26 protein-coding genes and 1 pseudogene are annotated in these 23541 nt (G+C 61.2%); 16 read left to right on the forward strand and 11 right to left on the reverse strand.

The window, feature by feature from the left end; translation table 11 throughout:
* Window positions 1-22: 22 nt before the first annotated feature.
* Together F3J45_RS00150 and F3J45_RS00155 are read left to right on the forward strand one after the other, a co-directional pair.
* Window positions 23-1174 carry an MFS transporter gene (locus F3J45_RS00150; protein ID WP_167055337.1) on the forward strand — a complete coding sequence of 384 codons (1152 nt, stop codon included), beginning with the start codon at window positions 23-25 and terminating at the stop codon, window positions 1172-1174.
* A gap of 228 nt (window positions 1175-1402) precedes the next feature.
* On the forward strand, window positions 1403-2368 hold the full coding sequence (locus F3J45_RS00155) for a D-2-hydroxyacid dehydrogenase family protein (protein ID WP_167055340.1): 966 nt from the start codon (window positions 1403-1405) through the stop codon (window positions 2366-2368).
* Between the two features lie 236 nt (window positions 2369-2604).
* Here F3J45_RS00155 and F3J45_RS00160 read toward each other — a convergent pair whose 3' ends face one another.
* The gene (locus F3J45_RS00160; RefSeq protein ID WP_167055343.1) at window positions 2605-3246 is read right to left on the reverse strand and encodes an HD domain-containing protein; all 642 of its coding nucleotides are present in this window, start codon (window positions 3244-3246) and stop codon (window positions 2605-2607) included.
* A 130-nt stretch (window positions 3247-3376) separates the two neighbouring features.
* Between F3J45_RS00160 and F3J45_RS00165 the strand changes: the two genes are divergently transcribed.
* A complete protein-coding gene (locus tag F3J45_RS00165) occupies window positions 3377-4354 on the forward strand; it encodes a GlxA family transcriptional regulator (protein ID WP_167055345.1) in 978 nt (325 codons plus the stop codon).
* Here the strand turns inward: F3J45_RS00165 and F3J45_RS00170 are convergent.
* The gene (locus F3J45_RS00170; RefSeq protein WP_167055348.1) at window positions 4351-5235 is read right to left on the reverse strand and encodes an NAD(P)/FAD-dependent oxidoreductase; all 885 of its coding nucleotides are present in this window, start codon (window positions 5233-5235) and stop codon (window positions 4351-4353) included. The two genes, F3J45_RS00165 and F3J45_RS00170, sit on opposite strands and share 4 nt — an antisense overlap.
* Window positions 5236-5377: 142 nt before the next feature.
* Between F3J45_RS00170 and F3J45_RS00175 the strand changes: the two genes are divergently transcribed.
* From F3J45_RS00175 to F3J45_RS00185, 3 genes are all read left to right on the forward strand, one after another.
* Window positions 5378-5806 carry an Rrf2 family transcriptional regulator gene (locus F3J45_RS00175; protein ID WP_167055351.1) on the forward strand — a complete coding sequence of 143 codons (429 nt, stop codon included), beginning with the start codon at window positions 5378-5380 and terminating at the stop codon, window positions 5804-5806.
* Window positions 5807-5860: 54 nt separating this feature from the next.
* Entirely contained in the window at window positions 5861-6280 is a 420-nt protein-coding gene (locus F3J45_RS00180; RefSeq protein ID WP_205300323.1) for a GNAT family N-acetyltransferase, read from the forward strand.
* A gap of 150 nt (window positions 6281-6430) precedes the next feature.
* Entirely contained in the window at window positions 6431-7408 is a 978-nt protein-coding gene (locus tag F3J45_RS00185) for a 5'-nucleotidase (RefSeq protein ID WP_167055353.1), read from the forward strand.
* A gap of 12 nt (window positions 7409-7420) precedes the next feature.
* Here the strand turns inward: F3J45_RS00185 and F3J45_RS00190 are convergent, their stop codons facing one another.
* Window positions 7421-8299 (reverse strand): WYL domain-containing protein, encoded by an 879-nt coding sequence (locus F3J45_RS00190; RefSeq protein WP_167055355.1) that lies wholly within the window; start codon window positions 8297-8299, stop codon window positions 7421-7423.
* A 356-nt stretch (window positions 8300-8655) separates the two neighbouring features.
* Here F3J45_RS00190 and F3J45_RS00195 point away from each other — a divergent pair, with 356 nt between their 5' ends.
* From F3J45_RS00195 to F3J45_RS00205, 3 genes are all read left to right on the forward strand, one after another.
* A complete protein-coding gene (locus tag F3J45_RS00195) occupies window positions 8656-8901 on the forward strand; it encodes a hypothetical protein (protein ID WP_167055358.1) in 246 nt (81 codons plus the stop codon).
* 156 nt (window positions 8902-9057) lie between these two features.
* Window positions 9058-9600, forward strand: coding sequence for an AAA family ATPase (locus tag F3J45_RS00200; RefSeq protein ID WP_167055362.1), 543 nt, complete (start codon window positions 9058-9060; stop codon window positions 9598-9600).
* Between the two features lie 58 nt (window positions 9601-9658).
* Window positions 9659-10429 (forward strand): SDR family NAD(P)-dependent oxidoreductase, encoded by a 771-nt coding sequence (locus F3J45_RS00205; protein WP_167055365.1) that lies wholly within the window; start codon window positions 9659-9661, stop codon window positions 10427-10429.
* A 120-nt stretch (window positions 10430-10549) separates the two neighbouring features.
* Here F3J45_RS00205 and F3J45_RS00210 read toward each other — a convergent pair whose 3' ends face one another.
* Together F3J45_RS00210 and F3J45_RS00215 are read right to left on the reverse strand one after the other, a co-directional pair.
* Window positions 10550-10879, reverse strand: a complete 330-nt coding sequence (locus F3J45_RS00210; RefSeq protein WP_167055368.1) for a hypothetical protein — start codon at window positions 10877-10879, stop codon at window positions 10550-10552.
* A gap of 51 nt (window positions 10880-10930) precedes the next feature.
* The gene (locus F3J45_RS00215; protein WP_167055371.1) at window positions 10931-11731 is read right to left on the reverse strand and encodes a hypothetical protein; all 801 of its coding nucleotides are present in this window, start codon (window positions 11729-11731) and stop codon (window positions 10931-10933) included.
* A gap of 189 nt (window positions 11732-11920) precedes the next feature.
* Here F3J45_RS00215 and F3J45_RS00220 point away from each other — a divergent pair, with 189 nt between their 5' ends.
* Window positions 11921-13084, forward strand: a complete 1164-nt coding sequence (locus F3J45_RS00220; protein WP_167055373.1) for an AAA family ATPase — start codon at window positions 11921-11923, stop codon at window positions 13082-13084.
* A gap of 143 nt (window positions 13085-13227) precedes the next feature.
* Here F3J45_RS00220 and F3J45_RS00225 read toward each other — a convergent pair whose 3' ends face one another.
* Complete coding sequence (locus tag F3J45_RS00225) at window positions 13228-13584, reverse strand: hypothetical protein (protein ID WP_167055376.1); 357 nt, start codon at window positions 13582-13584, stop codon at window positions 13228-13230.
* A gap of 276 nt (window positions 13585-13860) precedes the next feature.
* On the opposite strand from F3J45_RS00225, the gene F3J45_RS00230 reads away from it, so the two are divergent.
* Complete coding sequence (locus F3J45_RS00230; protein ID WP_167055379.1) at window positions 13861-16929, forward strand: autotransporter domain-containing protein; 3069 nt, start codon at window positions 13861-13863, stop codon at window positions 16927-16929.
* 196 nt (window positions 16930-17125) lie between these two features.
* Window positions 17126-17536: an NUDIX domain-containing protein gene (locus F3J45_RS00235; protein ID WP_167055382.1), complete on the forward strand. Its 411-nt coding sequence runs from the start codon at window positions 17126-17128 to the stop codon at window positions 17534-17536.
* A gap of 480 nt (window positions 17537-18016) precedes the next feature.
* Here F3J45_RS00235 and F3J45_RS00240 read toward each other — a convergent pair whose 3' ends face one another.
* Window positions 18017-18445, reverse strand: coding sequence for a GIY-YIG nuclease family protein (locus tag F3J45_RS00240; RefSeq protein ID WP_167055385.1), 429 nt, complete (start codon window positions 18443-18445; stop codon window positions 18017-18019).
* 172 nt (window positions 18446-18617) lie between these two features.
* Here F3J45_RS00240 and F3J45_RS00245 point away from each other — a divergent pair, with 172 nt between their 5' ends.
* From F3J45_RS00245 to F3J45_RS00260, 4 genes are all read left to right on the forward strand, one after another.
* Complete coding sequence (locus F3J45_RS00245) at window positions 18618-19295, forward strand: SOS response-associated peptidase (protein ID WP_167055388.1); 678 nt, start codon at window positions 18618-18620, stop codon at window positions 19293-19295.
* 136 nt (window positions 19296-19431) lie between these two features.
* Complete coding sequence (locus F3J45_RS00250) at window positions 19432-19638, forward strand: DUF6434 domain-containing protein (protein ID WP_167055391.1); 207 nt, start codon at window positions 19432-19434, stop codon at window positions 19636-19638.
* 494 nt (window positions 19639-20132) lie between these two features.
* A complete protein-coding gene (locus tag F3J45_RS00255) occupies window positions 20133-20375 on the forward strand; it encodes a hypothetical protein (protein ID WP_167055394.1) in 243 nt (80 codons plus the stop codon).
* Between the two features lie 71 nt (window positions 20376-20446).
* On the forward strand, window positions 20447-20710 hold the full coding sequence (locus tag F3J45_RS00260) for a DUF3077 domain-containing protein (protein WP_167055397.1): 264 nt from the start codon (window positions 20447-20449) through the stop codon (window positions 20708-20710).
* Window positions 20711-21158: 448 nt separating this feature from the next.
* On the opposite strand, the gene F3J45_RS00265 is transcribed toward F3J45_RS00260, so the two are convergent.
* The 4 genes and pseudogenes from F3J45_RS00265 to F3J45_RS00280 all read right to left on the reverse strand — a co-directional run bounded on the left by F3J45_RS00265 (window position 21159) and on the right by F3J45_RS00280 (window position 23400).
* Window positions 21159-21359 carry a hypothetical protein gene (locus F3J45_RS00265; protein WP_167055400.1) on the reverse strand — a complete coding sequence of 67 codons (201 nt, stop codon included), beginning with the start codon at window positions 21357-21359 and terminating at the stop codon, window positions 21159-21161.
* A gap of 379 nt (window positions 21360-21738) precedes the next feature.
* The gene (locus F3J45_RS00270) at window positions 21739-22194 is read right to left on the reverse strand and encodes a lysozyme inhibitor LprI family protein (protein ID WP_167055402.1); all 456 of its coding nucleotides are present in this window, start codon (window positions 22192-22194) and stop codon (window positions 21739-21741) included.
* Between the two features lie 176 nt (window positions 22195-22370).
* A complete protein-coding gene (locus F3J45_RS30445) occupies window positions 22371-22580 on the reverse strand; it encodes an OST-HTH/LOTUS domain-containing protein (RefSeq protein WP_370526187.1) in 210 nt (69 codons plus the stop codon).
* Window positions 22547-23400: pseudogene (locus F3J45_RS00280) on the reverse strand (IS5 family transposase). The gene F3J45_RS30445 and the pseudogene F3J45_RS00280 overlap by 34 nt, the downstream one beginning before the upstream one ends.
* Window positions 23401-23541 lie beyond the last annotated feature (141 nt).

Raw genomic sequence — 23541 nt, forward strand, 5'->3', positions numbered from 1 at the left:
CTGCTTCACCCGGAAAATTGCCATGCACAACAATAACAACACCCTGCTGCTGCGTGCCGCGCTGATCTACATAGCCGCCACGGCCTTGATCATCATTGGCGTGCAACCGATCTTCATCGGCCTGGTGGCCGAACGGCTCGGCCTGAACCTGAGCCAGCAAGGCTGGGTCCTGTCCGGCGAAATGACCGGCACCCTGCTGGGCTGCCTGCTGCTGCCTGTGTTGGGGCGCCGCTTCGGCGGGCGCGGCCTTTACCTTGGCGCGGCGCTGGCAGCATTGGCGCTGAACCTGGCCAGTGCCGCGCTGAGCTCGCTGGGCGCGCTGGTGCTGTGCCGCCTGGCCTGTGGCCTGGCGGCCGGCGTGCTGTATGCCGGGGCGGTCAGTGGGCTGGGGCGCTTGCCCGGGCAAGACCGCTCCTACGGTTTGTCGTTGTTGATCCAGACCGCCGTCTTTGCCCTGTATGCCACCTGCCTGCCGCAGCTGGCCGAGCAGCTCGGCAACCGTGGCGCGGTGGCGACCCTGGGGTTTTGGTTCGTGCTGATTGCCCTGGCGGCGCTGGCCATTCCGCATCGGCTGCACCGTGAGGCGCCAGCTGAGGTGGCAGGCAGCGGGCTCGGCTCGGCAACCTTGGGCCGTTATGCCTTGCTGGGGATGCTGTGCCTGCAGTTGGCGATCTACTGCATTTGGGGCTTCGTCGACCAGCTGGCCCGCGAACGCGGCATTGGCGCAGTGGACGTGGGCTGGGCATTTGGCCTGGGGATTCTTGGCGGCTTGCCCGGCGGCGCATTGCCCAGCGTGCTGGGCGCACGGGTGAGCCGTGGGCCGATGATCGGTTTGGGGTCGGTGCTGGTGCTGGTGTCGATCGGCATGCTGGCGCGCTTCACGCCGGATGCGAACTGGCTGTGCCTGGCGCTGCTGCTGATGAACTTCGGCTGGGTGCTGGCGCTGACGTATTACATGGGGGCGATCACCACCAATGACCCACGGGGTACATTGACGCCCTGGGTCAGCATCCTGCAGGTGGCCGCAGCGGCGCTGGCGCCGGCCTTCGTGGCCCTGCAGCAACAGGGCGCCGGGCACGAGACGATTTTCGTCAGTGCCGCGGTGGCGGTGGTCCTGGGCTTGGTACTCAAGTGCCTGGCCGGTGTCGTTCAGCGCCGGGCCAGGCCCGCCTGACCCCACCGGGTTCTTTGTTCAATCAAATATCTGTAGGAGCGGGCTTGCCCCGCGAAGCAGGCAACGCGGTGCATGGCACCGGCAAAGCCGGTGTTCGCGGGGCAAGCCCGCTCCTACAGGTCTCCTAACGCACATCTTCCAGAAGTGCATCTGGCCGTTGTCTGCCATCATTGACTTTGCTGCCCCAACAACAGCCCCATCGCCAACCCACCACCAGGGCCGACCACCATGCGCATCGCCATTCCCGACGACTACCAGGACGTAATCCGCTCCCTCGACTGCTTCAGCAAGCTGGCGGGCCACGAGGTCCAGGTGTTCCACCAGCAGCGCCCGGCCTCGCTGGATGAACTGGCCAGCCGCTTCGCCGATGCCGAGGCACTGGTACTCACCCGCGAGCGCACGCGCATCGACGCCGCCCTGCTCGACCGGCTGCCGAAGCTCAAGCTGATCAGCCAGACCGGCAAGGTTGCCGGCCATCTGGATGTGGACGCCTGCACGGCGCGCGGCATCGTCGTGACCGAGGGGCGCGGTTCACCGGTGGCGCCGGCGGAACTGGCCTGGACGCTGATGCTCAACGCCCGGCGCCAGCTGGTGCCGGCGATCGATGCGTTCCGCCAGGGCGATTGGCAGGTCAACCTGGGCCAGGCGGTGGCCGGCCAGGTGCTGGGCATCTGGGGCTACGGCAAGATCGGCCAACGCCTGGCGCGCTATGCCCAGGCCTTCGATATGCCGGTGCTGGTGTGGGGCAGCGAGGCCAGCCGCGCCAAGGCCGAGGCGGATGGGCACCGGGCGGCGGCTTCGCGGGAGGCGTTCTTCGCCGAGTCGGATATCCTCAGCCTCAACCTGCGCCTGTCGCCCAGCACCCGCCACGGGGTGACCTGCGATGACCTGTCGCGTATGAAAACCAGCGCACTGCTGGTGAACATCAGCCGCGCCGAGCTGATCGCCCCCGGCGCCCTGCTGCAGGCGCTCGACAACGGGCGGCCGGGTTATGCGGCGGTGGATGTCTACGAGCAGGAGCCGATACTCGACCCCAGCCACCCCCTGCTGCGCCACCCGCGCGTGCTGTGCACACCGCACCTGGGCTACGTGGAGAAGAATGGCTACGAGCTGTACTTTGGCGATGCGTTCGACAATGTGCTGGCGTTTGCCCAAGGGGCGCCGATCAACGTGGCGAATCCACAAGTGCTGTAGGCGATGCCCTGTAGGAGATCACCCAGCCCTGCGGGCTGCAATCCCCTGTGGGAGCGGGCTTGCCCGCGAAGCAGGCGATGAGGTGGATGGCACCGGCTTCGCCGGTGTTCGCGGGCAAGCCCGCTCCCACAGGATTCTCTTTTAATTCAGATAGTTATGACTTGCTCCATGAGCGGGCTTGCCCCGCGAACACCGGCAACCCCGGTGCCGTGGCGATCATGCCCGTGCCAACGCGGTCAATCAGGCCAGCACGACTGGCGAATCACACTGCAGAAATTGCCCGGCCGGAAGGCCGGGTCCTTGTCCGCAATCACATCGGCCTTGACGTTACCGAATGTGGTTTGCGGCTTGTGCCGAATCCCTTCGTAGAACGCCTGGATGATGGCCTCCTTGAACTGCGCCCCGCGCGGGTGCGCCTGCACCACCGCATCGCGCAGCGCCGGGCTGAGGCCGTCATGGTGCAGGCCCAGCACATCGGTTTCGACCCCGGCGGTCACCAGCGCGATCAGCGGATGCATGTGCTCAGGAATGCCGGGCGTGGTGTGCAGGGCGATCGCCGTCCACACCCGCTCGACATCGCGTTCGTCGACACCGTGGCGCTGGAGGAAGTCGCGGGCAGCGTTGGCCCCGTCGACTTCGAAACGGCAACAGGCGCTGCTGTGGGTGTGGGTCAGGCCCATGTCGTGGAACATGCAGCCTGCGTACAGCAACTCGCTGTCGTACTTCAGCCCCAGCCGCTCTCCCGTCAGGGCGGCGAAATAGAACACCCGGCTGGAATGGTGAAACAACAGAGGGGACGCCGTGTCACGCACAAGCTCGGTGATTTCACGGGCCATGGCGCTGTCGGGCAGCGCGATACCAGCAATGGATGAAGACATGATCGCTCCTGGGTGGGTGAATGACCTGCCCAGTCTGCTGGCGTGCACCTATGTCCTCAATTGACTTATAACGCCATATCCTGCCATTGTCGCGGTAATACGGACTTGCAGTCCGATACCTGGAACCCACATGCCAACACCCTCACTGACATTGGCCATTCTGGCGATGCCCGGCGTTCAGCTGCTGGACGCCTGCGGCCCGCTCGACGTATTTGCCGAGGCCAATCGCCAGGTCGGCTACGATGCCTATCGCCTGTTGTTGCTGGCGTGCGAACCCGGCCCGCTGGTGAGCTCATCCGGCACTCGCCTGCTGGCCGATGGCTGGATAGGCGAAGACCTGGAAGCGTTCGATACGTTGCTGATCGCCGGAACCCCGAACGCTGCCGAACAGTATTTGCGGCCCGGTATCCTCGACTGGCTGCGCCAGCGTGCCGGCGCCTGCCGGCGTTATGGGTCGGTGTGCACCGGGGCATTCGCGCTGGCTGCCGCCGGCTTGCTCGACGCACGCCGGGTAACGACCCACTGGGCCGTAGCGCAGACGCTGGCCGAGCGCTATCCCCTGGTGCAGGTGGAGGCCGATGCCATCCAGGTGCACGACGGAAAGCTGCGCACGGCAGCCGGGGTGACGGCCGGGCTGGATCTGGCCTTGTCCCTGGTGGAAGAAGACCTGGGGCGGGAGGTAGCCCGGCAAGTGGCCGGGCAACTGGTGATGTATTTCAAGCGCCCGGGTGGGCAGTTGCAGTTCAGCCGCCAGGGTGGCACCTCACCCGTCGGGCGCTCAGCCCTGCAAGGCCTGCAGCGCTTCGTTGCAGCCAACCCGGCGCTGGCCCACGACATTGCCAGCCTGGCTGCCCGGGTGGGGCTCAGCCCCAGGCACTTCGCCCGGGTGTTCCAGCATGATGTCGGCATGACCCCGGCGGCCTGGGTCGAGCTGGCCAGGGTCAATGCTGCACGGGCGCGGCTGGAGGGTGGGCGCGAGCCACCCAAGCAGGTGGCTGCCTTGTGCGGGTTTGCCAATGCCGACACCTTACGCCGGGCGTTCGTGCGGCACGTGGGTGTGACGCCGGCGGAGTACCGCAAACGCTTCGCCCAGCACGCCGCCGACTAGCGGAATATCAACGAATGGTGGGCGGCACCGCCTGTGCGCGCCCCCTCGCCCACCGCGATAGCCACATTCCCCGCCGCTACTGCGGCATCGCCGCAGGCGAATACGCCAGGTACACTGGTTTCGCGCATGGCATCCACCTTGATGAACGCCCCCATCGGCCCCTCCTCAAAGGCGCACCCCAGCTGCGCAGGCAACGAACTGGCCATTTGCGTATGCGGCTGGGTAAACAGCCCTGCCAGCTCGACGACCCGGCCGCTGGCCAGGCTGACAGCGGCGCGCTCCCCACCAATCGACACCACCGCTTCGCGCTCTACCTGCACCCCTCGCCTTGCCAACTGGGCCAATTGCTCGGCGTCGGGCTCAAACACGCCATTGAGGAACAACGTAGTCGGCCCCCAGTCGGGCAGCATCATGGCGTGATGAATCGCCACCGGCGACGCCGCCAGTACGCCGATCTTGCCCCCGTTGAGCTCAAAGCCGTGGCAATACGGGCAGTGGAAGACGCTATGGCCCCAACGCTCAGCCAGGCCCGGTACGCCCGGCAGCTCATCCACGACGCCCGTTGCCAGGATCAGGCGCCTGCCGCCGAACTGCTCGGCGCTATCAAGCGTGACCCGGAACCCGTCGCCCTCCTTGGCCGCCGACACCGCTGAACGCGCCAGCCATTGCACCGTGGGGTAGGCCAGCAACTGCTGGCGTGCTTGATCGGCGATTACCGCCGGGTCACGCCCATCCTGCCCCAGAAAGCCATGGGAGCTGCGTGCAAAGCGGTTGCGCCGTACACCGGCGTCGATCACCAACACCTTGCGCCTCGCCCGCGCCAGCTGCAGGCCGGCAGAAATACCGGCATAGCTGCCGCCGACAATGATCACGTCGAACATCTGGTCTTTCTCCTCGGGTTCACGACCCGCTCATGTCACTTATGACACAACGTAAGTTACATGATAGTGACCCGTCAATGGTCTTGTAACCTTTGATGTTTCGTGTGAGGCTGGCAGCCTACCCTGGCCAGACCTCGCTCAGATGAGAAACGACACCCGCCTGTCCCGCATGCTGCACGTGCTGATCCACATGGCCCGCCATGACAAACCGTCCACCTCCGAAACCCTTGCGCAGATGCTTGGGACCAACCCAGTGGTGGTGCGCAGGACCATGGGGCTGCTCAAGGAGCAAGGCTATGTAAGCTCTGTGAAAGGGCACCGTGGCGGGTGGACGCTGGCCAGGCCTCTGGCGCAGATCACCTTGCTGGATATCCATGAAGCGCTGGGCGGTGCGTCGATCTTTGCCATCGGCCTGTCAACCGACCACCCGCATTGCCTGGTGGAACAGGCGGTGAATGCGGCGCTTACCGATGCCTTCGAGGCGGCCCAGGCGCTATTGCTGGAGCGGCTGGGCAGTGTGACGCTGGAACAGCTGGCGAGCGATTTCGAGGGGCGTTTTCAGGCGTTGTGAAGCGATGGGAAGCCTGTAGCTGGGGATACGCTTGCACAGAGAGGAGATACACGATTGGATTGCTACATTCGCCAAGCGCTACCCAATGATGCCGTCGCCATCAGCCAGGTGATCATCAGCGCACTGCGCACCAGCAATGCCGCAGATTACGACGCGCGTACCATCGCTCGCGTCGAGGCCTCGTTCAGCGCGCCGGCCATCATCGCCCTGCTGACTCAGCGCCAGGTTTTCGTGGCACTGATCGACGAGAACGTGGTGGCGACCGCCAGCCTTGAAAACGATGTGGTCAGAAGCGTGTTCGTCTGCCCGGATCATCAAGGCCTTGGCATTGGCCGCCAGCTCATGCAGGTGATCGAGCAACACGCCACCGCAAGCGGGCTGAGTAGCTTGCGAGTGCCCTCCTCCATTACCGCCGAATGGCTTCTATTCAATGCTTGGCTACCAGAAGCTGCGCGAGGTGTTGCATGGAGATGAACGCACCATCGTCATGTACAAGCAGTTGCTCAAGGACGGATGAATTGACTTAGGCGCATCGCGGGGCTGTCACCCAGTGTCACGCCCAAACGCACGCGGCGTGTATGATGGCACTCGACCTTTTGCCAAGCGCCGCAGGAGACGCCCGCGATGCCCTACCCCATCGAGCATAAACTGGTTGTCGGCGTTGCCTCCAGCGCCCTGTTCGACCTGGCCGTCTCCGACGACATCTACCAGGCCGAAGGCGTCGAAGCCTACCGCCTGCACCAGGAGGCGAACCTCGACGTACCGTTCCCCAAGGGCGTGGCCTTCCCATTCATCCGCCGCTTCCTGAGCATCAACCAGGCCTTTCCCGAGCAACTGCCGGTGGAAGTGGTGCTGCTCTCGCGCAACTCGCCGGAAACCGGGCTGCGGGTGTTTCGCTCGATCAGGCACTACAACCTGGACATCACCCGTGCGGCGTTCATGTCCGGCCGCTCGCCCTACGAGTACATTCCCGCGTTCAATGCCTCACTGTTCCTCAGCGCCCACGAAGGTGACGTGCAACGCGCCATCGACGCCAATTACCCGGCCGGGCTGGTGCTTCCCACGCGCATCTACGACGACGAGATCGACACCGAGCTAAGGGTGGCCTTCGACTTCGATGGCGTGATTGCCGATGACGAGGCCGAAAGCGTCTACAAGCAGAACCTCAACCTCGATGACTTCCAGGCCCACGAGCAGGACCGCAAGGCCATTCCCCATCAGCCGGGCCCATTGGCCGACCTGTACCGCAAGCTGTCGCTGATTCGCCAGCTTGAAGACCGCAAGCTGGCGCAAGACCCTGACTACCAGCGCATCTTGCGCATCGCCATCGTCACCGCGCGCAACGCGCCGGCCCATGAACGGGTGGTAACCACCTTGAAGAACTGGGGGGTTTCGCCGGATGAGTCGTTCTTCCTGGGCGGCATGGAAAAGGAACGGGTACTGCGGATTCTGAAACCGCACATGTTCTTCGATGACCAGCGCAGCCACCTGTATTCGGCAGCCGGCGACCTGCCCATGGTGCACGTGCCGTTTGGCGTGGCCAACAAGCGCCAGGCTGCAGCCTTCACGGCAAAGGACCTGAGCAAGCTGGATAGCGACTGAGGGGTTGCGGGCTCAATCCGAATACAACCAAGGGCGAAGCTCGGTGCGATTGGCCAGCACCAACTGTTGCGCCTCGGGCTTGGGCTCATGCACATTCGGGTTGATCTGAAAGCGCTGCACAACGTACTTCACCAACGCTTGCGGCCTGCGCACCACCAGTTGCCCATCCGTCATTCCGTAGTCCACCTCGATGATCGCCTTCTGCGCCGGGCTCAGGCGCTCGTCTGGCCGGAAGATTACGTCAATCTGGGTATTCCACTCGGTGTCCAGCTCGATGCCGTTATCGGTGATTTCATCGCGCAACTCAGGCTCCCCGCGAAAACGGCTCAGCACGAAATCCCGGTACTTGCGGTTCTTCTCGCAGTACGCCCGCACATGCCAGCGCATGCCCGTATACACCAGCGTATGCGGCGCAATGGTTCTGCCTTCCAGCTCTGGGCTTGTGAAGGACACGTACTCGATGTCCAGCCGCCGTTTCTCCCGGCAGGCCTTGAGCAATGGCCGCAGCACTTCGGGCCGGATGGAACGGTCCGGCACTTTCAACACCTCGGTATGTGCGTACGCCAGCGCCAGCCCTTCGATGTGCGGGGCACGCTCGTTGTTCTGGTTCAGCAGGTCCAGGTAGGCACTGGCACTGTCATCGATGAACAGGGGCTTGAACTGGCGGGTGGGCACATAGCCTTTGATTTGCTTGTCGTAGACAAGGTTTTTCGAGGCGTAATCGTTGATATAGGTATTGATGTCCTTGGAGGCCTGCTGCCGGCTGATGCCGAAGCTTTGCATCAGGTGATTGGTTGTCAGCCTGCCTTCCCACCACACCACCGTTTCAATGAGGCGATAGCGCAAAGCCAGGTCCCAACGGGTTTGTTCCATTCGTTGTGTGCGTTTCATCCGGGTTCCTGGTGGCAGGGTGGCTGTTCATGGTTAAAAGGCTGACGTGTCGCCTGATCGTACGTGTCCAGCCCGATGCAAATCAAGCCAGCAGCGATATGTAAATAAACCGGTCATATCATAAGCGATTGCGCAAAGATGCGGTTTGGTGGCCCATGCGCTACAGCCCTCACGGCACAATACTTCGTGCGCTTTGGCCCAGCCAGGTAGCCTCAAGGCCTTCTCCACCCTAGCGCCGGGCTGGCCTTCAGATCTGCACCATTCCTTTACCTGTACAAGCCTCCAATATCGACATGTCGTTTAACAGGACATATCTTTTGGTTGGCAGCAATTTGCCACCACCCAAGGAGAAACAGATGCAAGCCATTGAAATCACATTGCTGGGCGTCACCGGCCTTACGCTGCTCATGGTCTGCCTTGACCATGCCCGGCAGGGCGAAATCTGGAGCCTGCTCAAAGGTGATCGCGACCTGGAGCGCAGCGCACGTATCCACGAACTGGAAAACAGCGAACTGCGCTCTGCCCTGCGCGCCGAGCGTGAGCATGTCAGCCAACTGCAACGCCAGGTTCAGGTATTGCTGGGCGTAACTCCGCAAGCCTGATGGCTGCCCCGCGCAGCACAAAACCATCCACAGGATGCCAACCGCGTGCGGGCACGGTAGCAAAGACCTGAGCGGGGCGTGCAAACCGGCAGGCAGTTGTTTGAACTGCCTGGGCTGACGGGTAGAATTGCGCGTTTACCCCGACAGGAAGTCCCCATGCAACGCATCGTCATTCTCGGCAACGGCGGCAGCGGCAAGTCCACCCTCGCCCGCGCCCTTGGCGCCCGCCTGAAGCTCCCCGTGGTCCACCTGGACCGGCTGTTCTGGGAGCCGAACTGGGCCGAGCCGGACGCCGAGCAGTTTCGTGCGCGCGTGCGCCAAGCGGTCGCTGGCGATGCCTGGGTGTGCGAGGGCAACTACGCCCGCCGCACCTTCGACCTGCGCTTGCCGCGTGCGGATTTGATAATCTGGCTCGACACACCCCGTCTGACCTGTTTTACCCGCGTGGTGCAGCGCCTGCTGCGCAACCAGCCGCGCCCGGACCGCGCGGACGGCTGTGAGGAACGCTTTGAACTGGCCTTTCTCAAGTTCGTGTGGACCTTCGACCGCGGTTACCGCCCCGGTATCGAGGCCGTGCGCGAAAAGGTTGGGCCGCAAGTGCCTACGCTGCACTTGCGCGGCAAGCGGGAAATCAAGGCGTTTCTTGATAGCCTGCCAGAGCCCAGGGCTGACGACGCGCCACTGCTCAACGGCGTTTAATCGGCGCGAGGCGGTCTACCGGAAACACCCAGCCACGCACATCGCATGAGGTGCATGCATGAGCCTGATTCCCAACATCCATGGCGACGCCAATGCGCTGATCTGTGGTGCAAGCCGGGGCATTGGCCTGGCGCTGTGCGCCGCGCTGTTGGCCCGTGCCGACGTGGCGCGCGTCTGGGCCGTTTCCCGGCAGGCCAGCCAGAGCACCGCCCTGTTGACGCTTGCAGATGCGCACGGCGGCCGATTGCTGCTGATCGACTGCGACGCACGTGACGAACAGGCCCTGGTGGCGCTCGCGGCTGCGGTGCGCCAAACCTGTGATCATCTGCACTTGGTCATCAGCACCTTGGGCATCCTGCACCAGGAAGGCGCCAAGGCCGAAAAGTCGTTGCTGCAGGTGGAACTGGCCGGGTTGCAGGCAAGCTTCGCGACCAACGCCTTCGCGCCAATCCTGTTGCTCAAGCAGCTGTTGCCAATGCTGCGCAAAGGCCCGACGACCTTCGCCGCGCTGTCGGCGAGGGTGGGGTCGATTGGCGATAACCGGTTGGGAGGCTGGTACAGCTACCGGGCGAGCAAGGCGGCGCTCAATCAACTGCTGCACACGGCGAGCATCGAACTGAAACGGCTGAACCCGGCTGCGACGGTGTTGGCGCTGCATCCGGGGACAACGGATACCGAGCTGTCACGGCCGTTTCAAGGGAATGTTGCGGCGGGGAAGCTGTTCGAGCCGGCGTATGCGGCGCAGTGCCTGATCACGTTGGTGGAACGCCTTGGGCCTGCGGAAAGTGGTGGCTTTAAGGCGTGGGACGGGCAGGCGATCGAGTGGTGAGCGGGAGCTGTCCTGGGGCCGGTTGCGCCTGCTAGATCGCATCGCGAGCTTTGCTCGCTCCTACGCGGTAGGAGCGAGCGTAGCTCGCGATGAGGCCCGTACAGGCAACGCTCGGAACGGTCAGTCCACCCGCACGAACTCGTTCTTGGCCATGTCATTGCCGCCTACGCCTTCCAGGCGTTTACCGCCATCGAGCACGCGAACGTTGATCAACGCCTGGCCGTCCTTGTTGCGCGCAACTACCACATCACCCTTGCGCTCCCATTCATCAACCTTGACCTTGCTGCCGTTGGCGATGATGTAGTCCTTGGAGAACTCCCAGGTTTGTTTGGGCGCCTTGAAACCCATCACGGTGGTGGTGGCTTCGTAAGTACCTTCAAGGGCGTCGTTACCGCAGCCGGCCAGTACCAGGAACGGCAGTGCCGCGAGTGCAACTTTGAGATTACGCATGGGATGTCCTTATCAGTTGGATATACAGTAAGCGAGTGCTCTGACCCACCATCAAATCTTTGGTTTCACAGCCGTGGCTTTTTCGTCGGCCAGTTTCTGTTTACGCGCAGCTTCTTCTTTCGCATCGCGTGCAGACAACTCATCGAACATCCCTTGGGCATCGGTAATGGCGATCGTGTAATACGGCACCATATGGTCCGGCTGAGTAACAGCGCTAACCGAAACGATTTTCCCGCATTTGGGGCTGAACGAGCGCGGAGCGGTCAGTGAAACGCCAGGAATCGTGGAGTAGGTTCCATTGCCTTGGCACGGCGCCGGGCCCTTTCCAGTCCACTGTGTTCCAGTGCGGTCGTATTGCCAGGTGTAGCCCTGGGCACCGATGATCGAGTGGTCCGAGGGTTGGCCGAACTTCTCGATCAGCGTTTGCTTGAACGACTCAAGGTCTATCCGCCCGCCTTTGTCGAAGCGCTGCGCACGTGCCACGAACCACACTTTGCCCGAGTCGTTCAGCAAGGCTGCAAACTCGTCGGATGGGCCGCCACTGTTATTGATGCCCGTCGATGGCATGCGGTCGTCAGTTTTCGCTGTAACACCGGCTTCCTGGCCGCCCACTAGCATCAGTGGCGTGACCTTGAAGTTGGGGTTGGCATCGGCGATGGCGGCCTTGGCTTCATCCAGCGAAACGCCGAGGGCGACGCCGGCAATGTCACTGGCCGCAAAGGTGGCCGTACTGGCAAGCACGGCGAAAGTAGCTGCGCCCAAAACACTCAGCCCCTTCAGCTGAGCGCCTTTGCAAGCTTTTTTCAGCGCCTGCACTTCATTGAACTCTATTGCAACAAAAGGGAATTGCATGAGACCTCTTCCTGAAGTCGATTGAAGGACGGGCAAAGTATCATAATGTTTCAATTTTTACAGGCCACGCCAAGCGTGGTGCCGGGCATCCTGCTCACGCCGATCTGATGTTGGGAAGGGCTTCAACGCTGGCATCACAGGCCGGCTTCGCCCACAATCGACCGCCTGGTTCACGCTGGGACGCACCGCATGCTCACTACCCTCGCCATCGGCAATTACCGTTCTATCAACCACCTGGTGCTTCCGCTGGGCCAACTCAACCTGGTCACCGGCGCCAATGGCAGCGGCAAGTCCAACCTGTACAAAGCCCTGCGCCTGCTTGCCGAAACCGCCCAGGGCGGCGTGGTCGAAGCCCTCGCCCGCGAAGGCGGGTTGGACTCCACCTGGTGGGCCGGGCCGCAAACCAGTGCCCGGATGAAGCGCGGCGAAGTGCCCATTCAAGGGCAGCAGGCGAGCGAGTCCAAACGCCTGCGCCTGGGCTTCGCCACCGAGGATTTCGGTTTCGCGATCTCCCTTGGCCTGCCGATTCCCCTGCCCTACCCGACCGCCTTCATGCTCGACCCCGAGATCAAGTGCGAAGCCATTTGGGGCGCTGGCGCCTACCGCCCTGCCTCGCTGCTGGTCGAGCGCCGGAACGCCCTGGTGCGTGCCCGCGAGGGCAACAGTTGGGCGGTGCTCGACCAGCATGCCGACAGCGGCGAGAGTTTCTTCAACATCGTTGGCCGGCCCCGCCAGGCGCCGGAGATCGGTGAGTTGCGTGCCTTCATCAACAGCTGGCGGTTCTACGATCACTTCCGTATCGACCGCGACGCCCCGTGCCGCCAGCCCCAACTGGGCACCCGCTCGCCGGTGCTGCACCACGACGGCCGCAACCTGGCCTCGGCGCTGCAAACCATCATCGAGATCGGTGAAGTGGAAGACTTGGTGGCCGCGCTGGAAGACGCCTTTCCCGGTAGCCGCCTTGAGATCGACGCTCCACCAGGCGGGCTGTTCAGTGTTCGGCTACATCAGCACGGCTTGTTGCGGCCACTGGGCGGCGCCGAGTTGTCGGATGGAACCCTGCGTTACCTGCTGTTGATGGCCGCCTTGCTGACGCCACGGCCACCGTCGCTGATGGTACTGAACGAACCGGAAACCAGCTTGCATGCCGATTTGCTGCCGGCACTGGCACGGCTGATCATTCGGGCCTCGCAACGCAGCCAAGTATGGGTGGTGTCGCACAGCCGGCCGCTGATCGAGGCAATCACAGCGTGCGAGGGCTGCAATGTGCTGGAGCTGGAGAAACACCAGGGGCAAACGCAGTTGCAGGGCGTAGGGTTGCTGGATGAGCCGTTGTGGCGGTGGGTGGATTGAGCTAGATAACCAGCTATCCGCTCATATGACGGCTCCCACACTGTTTGACGCAGGTTCTCCTAGTTGAGGAAGAGCGTGTAAGAGCCCATTTCGCTGAGACAGAACCAATAGGGCCACTAAAAATCAACGAATTCGAATCGGTATTATTTGGCCCGAAGTGCGGTTGGCAGTGGCATGATTTCGCAAACTGCAGTGCCTCCAGAGATATCCTCTACGACTAATACCTTCATCTTCGCTGGAGTGAATCCGAGCAGGCAATTCTCCCCGAACAAGGCAGTGAAGCGAGCAAGTCGGGTGTCACGGGAAACGTCGCCGCTCATTCTGCCAGTCTCATGACCCGCGCTATCAGTGGATACGACCTCAATCCGCTCACGGCCTTTGTCGTTGTATACATGATAAAAACCCTGAGTAACCTTGTTTCCGTCTATCGACGAGGCATCAACGTGCGCAGTATTTGTTAGGGTGAGGATACCCGCTAGGGCAAAAAGGTAATGACGCATGATCACTCCATGATGTGTTGAAAAGGAGCGAGCATACACTTACATCAAGGCAATATGCCACCATTCTGAGCTACCGCTCAAACCGTTCACAACAGCAAATTAGTTCCGCGGACATCACTAATTACGCTGCCAGCGCACCCCGTCCACATAACCTAGGACATGCGTACTATTCTCATTGCGGCCAACCCTCCCGATACTTCCATCCTTAATCCGTTGCACATAAGGAACGCCAAGCCCCCCCGGAGCTTGGCATTTAATGGAGTATCAAGAACCGCCATGAATCCCTTATTCAGATTATCCCCGCTCGCCTTTTCGATCACCCTCGCCCTGCTGCCAAGCGCCCACGCGGCGGACTATGAGCTCAACAGCGGAGAGGACACCTTCAGCAGCGACCGAGCCTACGATGGCTCGATACTGCTGCGCCCCGAAAACGGCGCTAGCGCCAGCCTGACCATCAACAACGGCGCCGAAGTCACCACCAAGGGCGGGCGAATCGGTGGCCGGCAGTCCTCCAACACAGCCGACGCTGCATTGGCCACTGTCACGGTCACAGGCCCTGGCACCCGCTGGATCGTGCCACGTACCACGGCCGTACTGGGCAATACCATCGTCATCGGCGGCGCCGGCCAGGGTACGCTCAATGTGCTGGACGGCGCGCTGGTGTCGGTGCGCGACCTTCAGCTCAGCGACAATGGCAATACCGGCAATGCGTTTTCCCGGGCCAACTTGCTGGTGCGCGGCCAAGGCGCGAAGGTGGACGCAGTCAACGTGACCTCCGGCGGCACCTTTCTCTACGACTCGCGCATTACCCTGCAAGATGGCGGGCAGCTTGCCAGCGAGCGGGTGGCGATCAACTCGATCAGCGAGCTGTCGGGCGCCAACACACGCTGGGACAACACCGGTTCTTTCAGAAACCGCAACGACCTCAGCCTGAGCGATGGCGCAGTGCTGACCAGCGACTCGATGGAGCTGGGCTCGGCCAACCTTGGCCGCGAAACCGTGGTCAGCGTGTCTGGCGAAGGCACGCGCTTGGCCACCCGCACGCTGCTGGTGGGCAACACCACCAACAGCACCAACCTGGTGCTGGCCAATGGCGCCGAGCTGAGCAGCAGCGAAGGTATCGACATCAGCGAGCTGACCAGTATCAACTCAGCGGCACGCGGCACCCTGAGCATCGGTGGCCAGGCCACCCGGGACCCGGCCCGCACTGATATCGACGGCCTTTCGGCCGGTACCGCGCAAGCCGCCGGCCGCCTCGACCCGCTAACGGCGATCCGCTTCGGCGCAGGTAGCGGCGCGCTGGCGTTCAACCACACCGACAGCGACCTGCAGGTCAGCAACAGCATCAGCGGCGCGGGCCGGGTGTATGCCTTCAGCGGCAACACCACGCTCAGCGGTGACCTCACCGGCCTGTCGGGCAGCACGGTGGTGCGTGGTGGGCGCCTGGTGCTGGCCGGCGACGTCGACCAGACCAACCCTCGCGGCACCTCGCTGCTGAGCATCGGCAACGGCACCTTGGTGGTGAACGGCACCGTCGGCCATACCGACAGCTTGGGCAATTACAGCAACCGCGCCGAAGTACTCGACGGCGGCGTGTTGGCCGGTACCGGCCAAGTCGGCAATACCCAGGTCGCCTCCGGCGGTACGCTCTCCCCGGGTGAAGGCGCACTGGGCACCCTTTCGATCAACGGCAACCTGGAGATGGCTGCCGGTTCGCGATACGCTGCGGACATCGCTGGCGACGGCGGCGCCGACCGCGTCAATGTCACTGGCACCGCAACCCTGCGCGGCACCCGGGTCGACGTCACCACGCTCAATGACGCACAAAGCTACCAGACCGGCCAAACCTACACTCTGCTGGCCGCCCAGGGCGGCGTAGTCGACGGCGCTGCCGCCGGCACCGCCTATGCCGAGGCGTTCACCAACTCGGCGTTTCTCAACGTCAGCTTGCAACGCACGGCCAACGAGTTGAACCTGACCATCGCGCAGAAAACCACTACGCCGGAGCCTCCGGTTGAACCGCCTGTAGAGCCACCGGTCGAACCACCAGTGGAGCCGCCCGTTCAGCCCCCCGTCGAGCCACCGGTGGAGCCGCCCGTTCAGCCCCCCGTCGAGCCACCGGTGGAGCCGCCGGTTCAGCCTCCGGTCGAGCCGCCCGTAGAGCCACCGGTTCAGCCCCCGGTCCAGCCGCCAGAAACAGGCGGCCCGGCCACCCCTGGCATCTTCCAGACGGTAGCGCTCACCGGCAACCAGTGGAACACCGCAGGTGCGCTTAGCGAGCTTCAGCAAAGCGGCGACCCGCTGCGCCTGTACAACAACTTGCTGGTGCTGGATGCCGACAGCGCACGCAATGCCATCGACCAACTCTCCGGCGACTACCACGGCAGCACCGGCACTGCGTTGATCGCCAACAGCCAGGTGGTTTCCGGCGCCCTGAACACTCGCCTGCGCAGCCTGCTCGACAGCACGGCCGTGCGCATGCCGCTGGGTGCATCGAACTTCATGCCCGCCACCCCTGACACCCAGGCCGGTGCCTGGGCGCAGGTGTTCGGCAACTGGTCGCGGCTGGACGGCAACAATGGCGCCGGCGGCCTTCACCAGCGAACCGGCGGTGTGCTGGTGGGCGCGGACGGCAGCATCACCCCGGACTGGCGTGCCGGTGTGTATGGTGGCTACAGCCGCACCAAGTTCGATGCCGACGACCGCGATGCCAAGGGCCACAGCGACAACTACCACCTGGGCCTGTACACCGGCGCGCAACTCGATGCCCTGCGCCTGAGCGCAGACGTTGGCTACACCTGGCACAAGCTCGACAGCAAACGTAACGTGGCCTTCGCCGGGTTCGACGACCACCTGAAGAGCAAGCGCGACGCCAACACCTTGCAAGCCAGTGGCGAAGCGGCCTATCGCATTGGTTTGGGCGAGGTGGCGTTGGAGCCGTTCGTGGGCGTTTCGTATGTGAAGTACGATGCCGACAGCTTCCGTGAAAAAGGCGGTGCTGCGGCGTTGAACGTGGCCAGTGAAAAGCAGGAAACCTGGTTCTCGACCCTGGGCATGCGCGCTTCGACCCACACCCGCGTGGCCAGCCACGACACCCAGGTGTATGGCTCGCTGGGCTGGCGCCGTGCGTACGGTGACCTGGACCCACGCAGCACCCAGGCCTTGGCCGGCGGCCCGGACTTCGAGGTGCAGGGCCTGGTACAGACGCGCAACGTGGCGATGACCGAGCTTGGGGCGAAAGTGAAGTTGAACCGCCAGACGGATGTGGGGCTGTCGTACCAGGGCCAGTTCGGTTCCGGCACGCGCTTCCACTCGGTGAATGCAGGTATCACGGTTCATTTCTGAGCCACACGGCGCATCGCGAGCTCTGCTCGCTCCTACGAGGCTGTGAACTGGCCCGGTAGGAGCGAGCAAAGCTCGCGATGCGCCGCCCAGCGGCGCTCTACCACTCTGCAAACCAAACCATCCTCTGGTTCTGATTCCAGCCTGCTTCCCTTATGCTTCCCGCCCCACCCAATGTTCTGGAAACAGGCCTGACAGCATGGAAGCCGATAAAGCTTGCCCCGTCGTTCTACGAACCCGCGAAGCGCTGGAAATCCTGGCGTTCGAGCACCCACTGGCAGGCTTGCAACTGGTCAAAGGCAGTGTCGAACCCGGTGAGCCCACCGACCTGGCTGCTGTGCGAGAGTTAAAAGAAGAAGCCGGCCTCCGCTCCACACCCACCCGTAATCTGGGGCAATGGCGCTCCCGCGTTACCGGCCACCTATGGGCATTTCATGAATGCCATGTCGCCCAAGACCTACCCAACACCTGGGTGCATTTTGCAGAAGATGATGGTGGCCATGAGTTCAGGTTTTTCTGGCACCCGCTCATGAGCGAACCGTCTGACCAATGGCATCAGGTTTTCAAGGATGCCTTGGCCTTTATTCGAACAACGCTGTCAGACGCCTAACCCTTCCCCCCGTAGGAGCGAGCGCAGCTCGCAATGCGCCGCCCCGCGGCGCCTGACTACGCAGCCTGCTATGAACTTGACAATATTCAGGTGAGTTAACCAAAAACCCTAGCGTACCAGTATGCATCCTTGTTACCAAAGAACCAAGACTCACTAGCCTTAGTCATAAGACACTGCAACTGCGTCATATCAGTTTCATACCTGTAGCTCACCGCCAGCAGTTCGCGAAGGTCCACTTTTGAAACCGGCGACTTTATGGAAACTCTTATTTCGTTCCCCACCCCTAACACCGCGGATACACACTTGATTTTTCCTAATCTAGTAAAAAACGACTCCTCATCCATTGGAGAAAGGAACATTACATCTTCAAAGCACAACGTTTTCATTTTTCCGCCTGGTTATCCATTTCCGTGTTCATCTGCGCCAGATTTTCTAACATCCCAATAAGCGCCACTACCAGCGCGAAGCTGGGCTCAGCGATCACTGCTCCTGAGGAGACCAGTTGAACTTGTAGTTAAGCGGAGGTAACTCGTAATGCTCGGCTAGGTAAAGCCCAAGCATCTCGCCTTCCTTCGCGTATGCTGCTGCTTTGTCGACAGTGGGGCACCAGCTCACATACAGAGTATCTAGCGGGAACATCTTCTCGAACGAAGCGAAGCTGAATCGCCAACCGGCCATATGCCCTGTCGCGCCTTTCGTTCTCGCGCAACGGACGAAATCAGCAAGCCGACGCTTCAAGTTATCCGACTCGCCAACCGTCAGAATGCCGTTGTCGTCAATCCCGACCGCACGCGTGATCGCACGGTCCGCGCAAATGATGTAGACACCTGGCGCTGCCGGCGCGCTCTGGTAGTGATCTACAAGTTTCAGCCACTCTGGCTCCCAGCCGTCCCAATTTTTGACCTTCATCGCTGCCTCCAATGATAGAGGCAAAACGATATCACACACATCTGGTAACTGCAGTCCAGATACAACAGCCCAGCACGGGCTGAACCTCATGTTGCAGGGGTATCCAAATTGAGGGGTAGCTACGGATGCTTAACAGGTCAGCGGCTATCCTGAAGCTTCTTAGGGAGGGCGTATGTGCGGAAGGCTGACGCAGTACCGAGGCATCCACGACTTCGTGGATACCCTGAGCATGCCGGTAGTATGGCGGAACAACGTAGGAAACCAGACGCTTGGTAGGTACAACGTCGCGCCAAGTACGCCGGTAGCAATTCTACGGATGGATGACGCAGGCCCAAGGGCAGACCTGGTGAGGTGGGGGTGGCGCCCGCATTGGGCGACCGATCGCGCTGCGCCTATCAATGCCCGGGTCGAGAAGGTGGCCCACGGCCCATTCTTCCGGGCCATCTGGCCGCATCGGGCAGTCACGCCCATTGATGGCTGGTACGAATGGGTGGACGAAGGTGGCGCCAAGAAGCAGCCGTACTACATCCGGCGCCGCGACGGGCGCCCTGCCCTGTGCGCGTCGATAGGGCAGTTCTCGGGCGGTGAGCACGACGGGTTCGTGATAATCACCGCCGATGCCCAGGGCGGCATGGTCGATGTGCACGACCGAAGGCCTGTCGTACTGTCGCCAGAGCTCGCCCGAGCGTGGATAACAGCAGTGATGCCTGGCGATTATGCCGAGCAGATGGCGCTCAATCTGGGTGAGCCGGCAGAGGTTTTTGAGTGGTACCGCGTGAGCACAGCCGTTGGCAATGTGCGCAATCAAGGTGCTGACTTGATTACGCCGTTGGATCGCACGGCATTATAGGTTCGCTCGCACGCCAAGCCTTTTGGTCGGTGATCTTCTTGCGCTGGTTGTCCATTGTCGGTCGCAAAGGCGCATCAGTGTTTTGTGGCACGAGCGGTGCTACGCTCCGGGCGACTTCCCCTCCAAGGAAATGGATATGAGCTTTGACTGGCATGCTGGGCCAATCACCCGCGCTACACCAATCGACACCCGCTACCGAAATACGCAGAAGGTCCGGCAGTTCCTGGTGAGCGAGTGCGGCGGGGCATTCAAATTTGATCGGGCTTTTATGGCATGGATCAAGAGCGGCGCCCCAGCCACGATGGGTGACGTTGCAGATCAATGGCTGCGCCTGCATTCCTGATTCAGGCAGCATCCTATTCAGGGCCTCGACACTAACGCCGCGAATATGCCCAGGTCACGTCATCAGACGATGTGGTCGCACAATTTTGCCGGTGACGCGGAGCGCGCTTCAAGGGCGCGTCGACGGCTCGATGTCAGGCCAGGCGTTACATGCTGTTACGTCTAACGGCTGAAAAAATCAGAATTTGGCCCTTTCTTGTAGGGCATTTCCCAAAGATACTCCCGGCGGCTGTTATCCGTTGCACGCGCAAAATGTGGACTCTAGTCTCGGCATGTCGTTGCCATTCAACGACCGGGTTTAGCCGCCCGAAATCGTCGGACACCACAGCCTTGCAACACCGAGTAGTCGGCAGTTGCGCCTTTCATGGCGGCTGTACGGGGGGCACCTTCGGGTGCGCCGGGTGCCTGACGTCCCGGTCGGCTAACCCGCGTACAGCTGCCACCAATTCGTTTAGCCGCGGTTAGTGGTAGCTCCATTACGACAGGAGCCATACCATGCTGAAGATCGTCCCCGATCCACCCCTCGACAAGCTTACCCTCGAAGACACCCTCATCCAGGCCACGGACTATGCGCTCTGCGCAGCTACTGTGGTGCATCAGGCCTTGCTGCTGCAGCCTAAATCCCCAGCGTCAATTTTGATGATGACCTCGATGCATGAAATGGAGGCCCTGCGCGCTTTGCTCGAATCCGCGCTGCTCCAAGTTCAGACGCCCACTGAGCCACGGACTTCGCACTAAGAGTATGCCTGCGCTGGTCTATCCATGAAGACAGGCCAGCCCACAAAACGTAATGTCAGGAAGATTGAGCGATGAGCAAAGACGACACCCACTTCACCATCGGACAAACCACTTTCTACCAAGGTGAAAATCACACCCATCCCCTCTTCCGTATCGAAGCGGGTATCCCTTGTCAGTTTGCCAGGGAGCAAGCGTCGGAGCTGATGGGCTATGCACGGGACCTGAGCATCGATGGTTTGATGGAAGACAAACCACAGTTGATATGGGCCTCCCACTACCTTTGCGCAATGGCCAAGGCACTGTTGGATGATGCCGAGTTGGGCATGAAGCGCTGAGTTTTCTGCCATGCTGCCGGGTAGCCTTTCAGCGCTGCCCGCTAGCGACCCAGCTACGTGTCTTGGCTGAAATGCAAAGCGATCGCCAGGGCCGCGACAACTAACACGACCTCAGCCACGAGGTACACGCCGTAAAAGTCTTCCGAGAACATTCCTAAGCTTCCGCTAGCAGTTATTGATCTTGTAAGCCGGAAAGCCTCGCATTCGCGGCGCCACGATCAGAGTAGTAGGGCCGCTCAGAAGTTCATCGAATTTTCCACGCTGCCCGCCAGCGCCGTTCTCGCCCAAACGAAAACGCCGCCTTGAGTTAGGCGGAGTCGGGGAATGCTCGTTAGAAATCAGCCATGAGCGCCGCCGATGGCGCTGGCCAGAGCGAATAATTCATGGAAAGAATCAGAAGGTGAGGCTGTCGCAGCATGACAACCATCACCAGGTCAGGCCAGATCACTCAGCGCAACCGATCTCGCTTGTTGCGGTTCCATGTAATGGTCTGGCTCACAAAGTCTGCGAATGGAAGCAAGCCTTTCCAGACGATCGAGTGCACCAGCACCCCACCAATAAGTCCGGGAATTCCCCAGATCATCTCAGCGGCAAGCGTGAACACAATGCAGGCAATGCCGCTGGAAAGTCGAAATAAAGCCATTCCCATCACGTCGCCTCGAAGTCCATTTCCGCCAACTGGGGATAATGGCACTGATGGCGTTGTGCTTCCATTAAGTTTCTCGCCGGAGAGGGTGCTCCTTGTCGCCGAGATCGACTACAGCGACACGCTGTTCAGGGCCTCATCAGCCTTGTCGACAGTATGGGTGGTGATGGGCGCTACCTTTGACGCCTTGGTCGCGGCATTCCCGCCTTACTGGTCAGCCCATCAAGGCGCTTGTTGCGCTCAGCCATGTCGGCAGAAACCTCCGCCCGCTCGCCGGCTTTCGTTAGCCTGTCCAGAACTATTGCGGCAGAAACTGCATCGCCTGATTCGACTTTGACACCTAGGTGTAACGACTGAGATTGAAGAGCAAAAGGCCGCAGGCTCACCACCTATCAAGTGCATCCAGACGTTGAATTTGATGCTTGTATTGGCACACAAGCTGATAGGTTGTACTCGCTGTCCCGGTAACCAAGGCACCTACCACACCACAGTCTGCTTTGACGTACGATTCCCACGCTGCCTGCGCCTGCGGAAGCAGGGCCGGAACGCTTGCTGGAACTACGCCCTGTTCAGCGTCTTGCTGAGTCCGAACGAGCCTTCCCTGATATTTCTGTGTCACGGCATCGCTAGCTGTTTCAAGCATCGCCAACGCGCACATCTCGCTGTCGTTTGTCGTGTGTGTATTTGGACTCTTCAAACACTGCTGCCACTCTCCTTCCAGCTTCGCCGCGAACTGGCGCACTGCCGCGTCCAGTGCTTCTTCCCGGCCAACATCAGCGTGCGCTGCGCCCATTGCCATCCACGATCCCAGACAGATCGCTTTATACAAACTTTTCACGTGCCTCTCTCCTTGAGATATCTATTCCAGGCCCGCAGGGTGCGGCAAAATGAAACTGTGCGCCACGAAAAGGCGCTCAGTTATTTTGTGGCCCTCACCTACCATAGCCGAACGTCCCTACTTTTATCTCATAGTCTCCGGGCAGGCTGAGGTGCTTGCTCGACGCCCCTTCAGGCCTATTTAACTGGCTGCTTATGACGGACGTAGAGTGCCGCCGCGCCCCCTGAGGCTGAGCGAGCCTGGAGTTCGAATGCATGCGAATGCCCTTTAATCAGATCGCTCAGTTTTTTGAAGCCGTGAGTGCGAGGATCAAATTCTGGTCTCAGTTTGGTGATATTCGCGCCCAATAGCCCTAGGCACTGTACGAAAAGTAATGTCGTAAACACCGCCGCCAGCAAGCCAGCGTGACCATCGCAGCAAAGCTTTCCGCTTGCTTGCAATAGCGTGTACCCAGGCGGCGGTGCTCCTTCAACCAACCAAAAAGCCGTTCGATAGCGTTCTGCGGCCGATACTTGGGCTTGTCAAACAGGCGCGGTAAACCCGGCTTTGGCTTGCGCTTCATTCCATGCAAAGGAATCACCGGCTGCATCCGATAGCGGTCGCAGTATTGCCGCAAGGATTCTGCGTCATAGCCTTTGTCGGCCAGGAGCCAGCGGCAGCGCTTGCGTGGCCGACCTCGATTCGAGGGGATGTGGACACCGTCCAGCAGTCACTGAGCATGGGAGATGTCGCTGGCGTTACCACCTGAGAGCGTGAAGTGGAGTGGGATGCCACGGGCATCACTGACCATGTGAATTTTCGTCGTCAACCCGCCCCGGCTTCGTCCAAGTGCGTGGTCCGTTGGTTCTTCAGCCCCCCTTTTTTGCCTGCTCCGGCAGAGGCACGGGTGGCCCTCACGGCGGTTGAGTCGATGCACCAGGTGGTCAAGTCAATCTGGCCCTGTGCATTGAGTTTGAGGTGTAACCGCTTGAGCATCTTGTTGAAGGTTCCTTGGTTTCGCCAGTCTCGAAATCGTTGATAGACCGTCGACCAAGGCCCGAATCGTTCAGGCATGTCCCGCCAGGTTGCACCGGAGCAGAGCACCCACAACACGCCGTTGAGCATCAAGCGATCGTCGACTCTTGGGCGTCCCGTACGTCGATGCTCGGTGAAGAGGTCCGTGACTATTTCCCATTCTGTGTCGGAAAGTTGGTATCGCTTAGGCATGGCAGAATCCTTCGCCTAAAAAGCGAGAACTCTACGAAAAATCAGGCTTCCAACGGCTCCGGTGAGGTTTCAAAGGTTTTCATACAGAAACTAAGCATGGCAGAAGGGATTTTTAAGCTGGGGTCAGGGTGGGATATTATC

Source organism: Pantoea sp. Ap-967, from assembly GCF_011752565.1.
Classification (GTDB): Bacteria; Pseudomonadota; Gammaproteobacteria; order Pseudomonadales; family Pseudomonadaceae; genus Aquipseudomonas.

Bases quoted from the DNA above. Each gene is read 5' to 3' on its own strand.
- F3J45_RS00200 (WP_167055362.1), top strand. From the start codon at position 9,058: ATGCAACGCATCGTCATTCTCGGCAACGGCGGCAGCGGCAAGTCCACC.
- F3J45_RS00225 (WP_167055376.1), bottom strand. From the start codon at position 13,584: ATGCGTCATTACCTTTTTGCCCTAGCGGGTATCCTCACCCTAACAAAT.
- F3J45_RS00210 (WP_167055368.1), bottom strand. From the start codon at position 10,879: ATGCGTAATCTCAAAGTTGCACTCGCGGCACTGCCGTTCCTGGTACTG.
- F3J45_RS00265 (WP_167055400.1), bottom strand. From the start codon at position 21,359: ATGGGAATGGCTTTATTTCGACTTTCCAGCGGCATTGCCTGCATTGTG.
- F3J45_RS00190 (WP_167055355.1), bottom strand. From the start codon at position 8,299: ATGAAACGCACACAACGAATGGAACAAACCCGTTGGGACCTGGCTTTG.
- F3J45_RS00185 (WP_167055353.1), top strand. From the start codon at position 6,431: ATGCCCTACCCCATCGAGCATAAACTGGTTGTCGGCGTTGCCTCCAGC.
- F3J45_RS00250 (WP_167055391.1), top strand. From the start codon at position 19,432: ATGAGCTTTGACTGGCATGCTGGGCCAATCACCCGCGCTACACCAATC.
- F3J45_RS00245 (WP_167055388.1), top strand. From the start codon at position 18,618: ATGTGCGGAAGGCTGACGCAGTACCGAGGCATCCACGACTTCGTGGAT.
- F3J45_RS00260 (WP_167055397.1), top strand. From the start codon at position 20,447: ATGAGCAAAGACGACACCCACTTCACCATCGGACAAACCACTTTCTAC.
- F3J45_RS00235 (WP_167055382.1), top strand. From the start codon at position 17,126: ATGGAAGCCGATAAAGCTTGCCCCGTCGTTCTACGAACCCGCGAAGCG.
- F3J45_RS00205 (WP_167055365.1), top strand. From the start codon at position 9,659: ATGAGCCTGATTCCCAACATCCATGGCGACGCCAATGCGCTGATCTGT.
- F3J45_RS00165 (WP_167055345.1), top strand. From the start codon at position 3,377: ATGCCAACACCCTCACTGACATTGGCCATTCTGGCGATGCCCGGCGTT.
- F3J45_RS00220 (WP_167055373.1), top strand. From the start codon at position 11,921: ATGCTCACTACCCTCGCCATCGGCAATTACCGTTCTATCAACCACCTG.
- F3J45_RS00195 (WP_167055358.1), top strand. From the start codon at position 8,656: ATGCAAGCCATTGAAATCACATTGCTGGGCGTCACCGGCCTTACGCTG.
- F3J45_RS00175 (WP_167055351.1), top strand. From the start codon at position 5,378: ATGAGAAACGACACCCGCCTGTCCCGCATGCTGCACGTGCTGATCCAC.
- F3J45_RS00150 (WP_167055337.1), top strand. From the start codon at position 23: ATGCACAACAATAACAACACCCTGCTGCTGCGTGCCGCGCTGATCTAC.
- F3J45_RS00240 (WP_167055385.1), bottom strand. From the start codon at position 18,445: ATGAAGGTCAAAAATTGGGACGGCTGGGAGCCAGAGTGGCTGAAACTT.
- F3J45_RS00160 (WP_167055343.1), bottom strand. From the start codon at position 3,246: ATGTCTTCATCCATTGCTGGTATCGCGCTGCCCGACAGCGCCATGGCC.
- F3J45_RS00155 (WP_167055340.1), top strand. From the start codon at position 1,403: ATGCGCATCGCCATTCCCGACGACTACCAGGACGTAATCCGCTCCCTC.
- F3J45_RS00170 (WP_167055348.1), bottom strand. From the start codon at position 5,235: ATGTTCGACGTGATCATTGTCGGCGGCAGCTATGCCGGTATTTCTGCC.
- F3J45_RS00215 (WP_167055371.1), bottom strand. From the start codon at position 11,731: ATGCAATTCCCTTTTGTTGCAATAGAGTTCAATGAAGTGCAGGCGCTG.
- F3J45_RS00230 (WP_167055379.1), top strand. From the start codon at position 13,861: ATGAATCCCTTATTCAGATTATCCCCGCTCGCCTTTTCGATCACCCTC.
- F3J45_RS00255 (WP_167055394.1), top strand. From the start codon at position 20,133: ATGCTGAAGATCGTCCCCGATCCACCCCTCGACAAGCTTACCCTCGAA.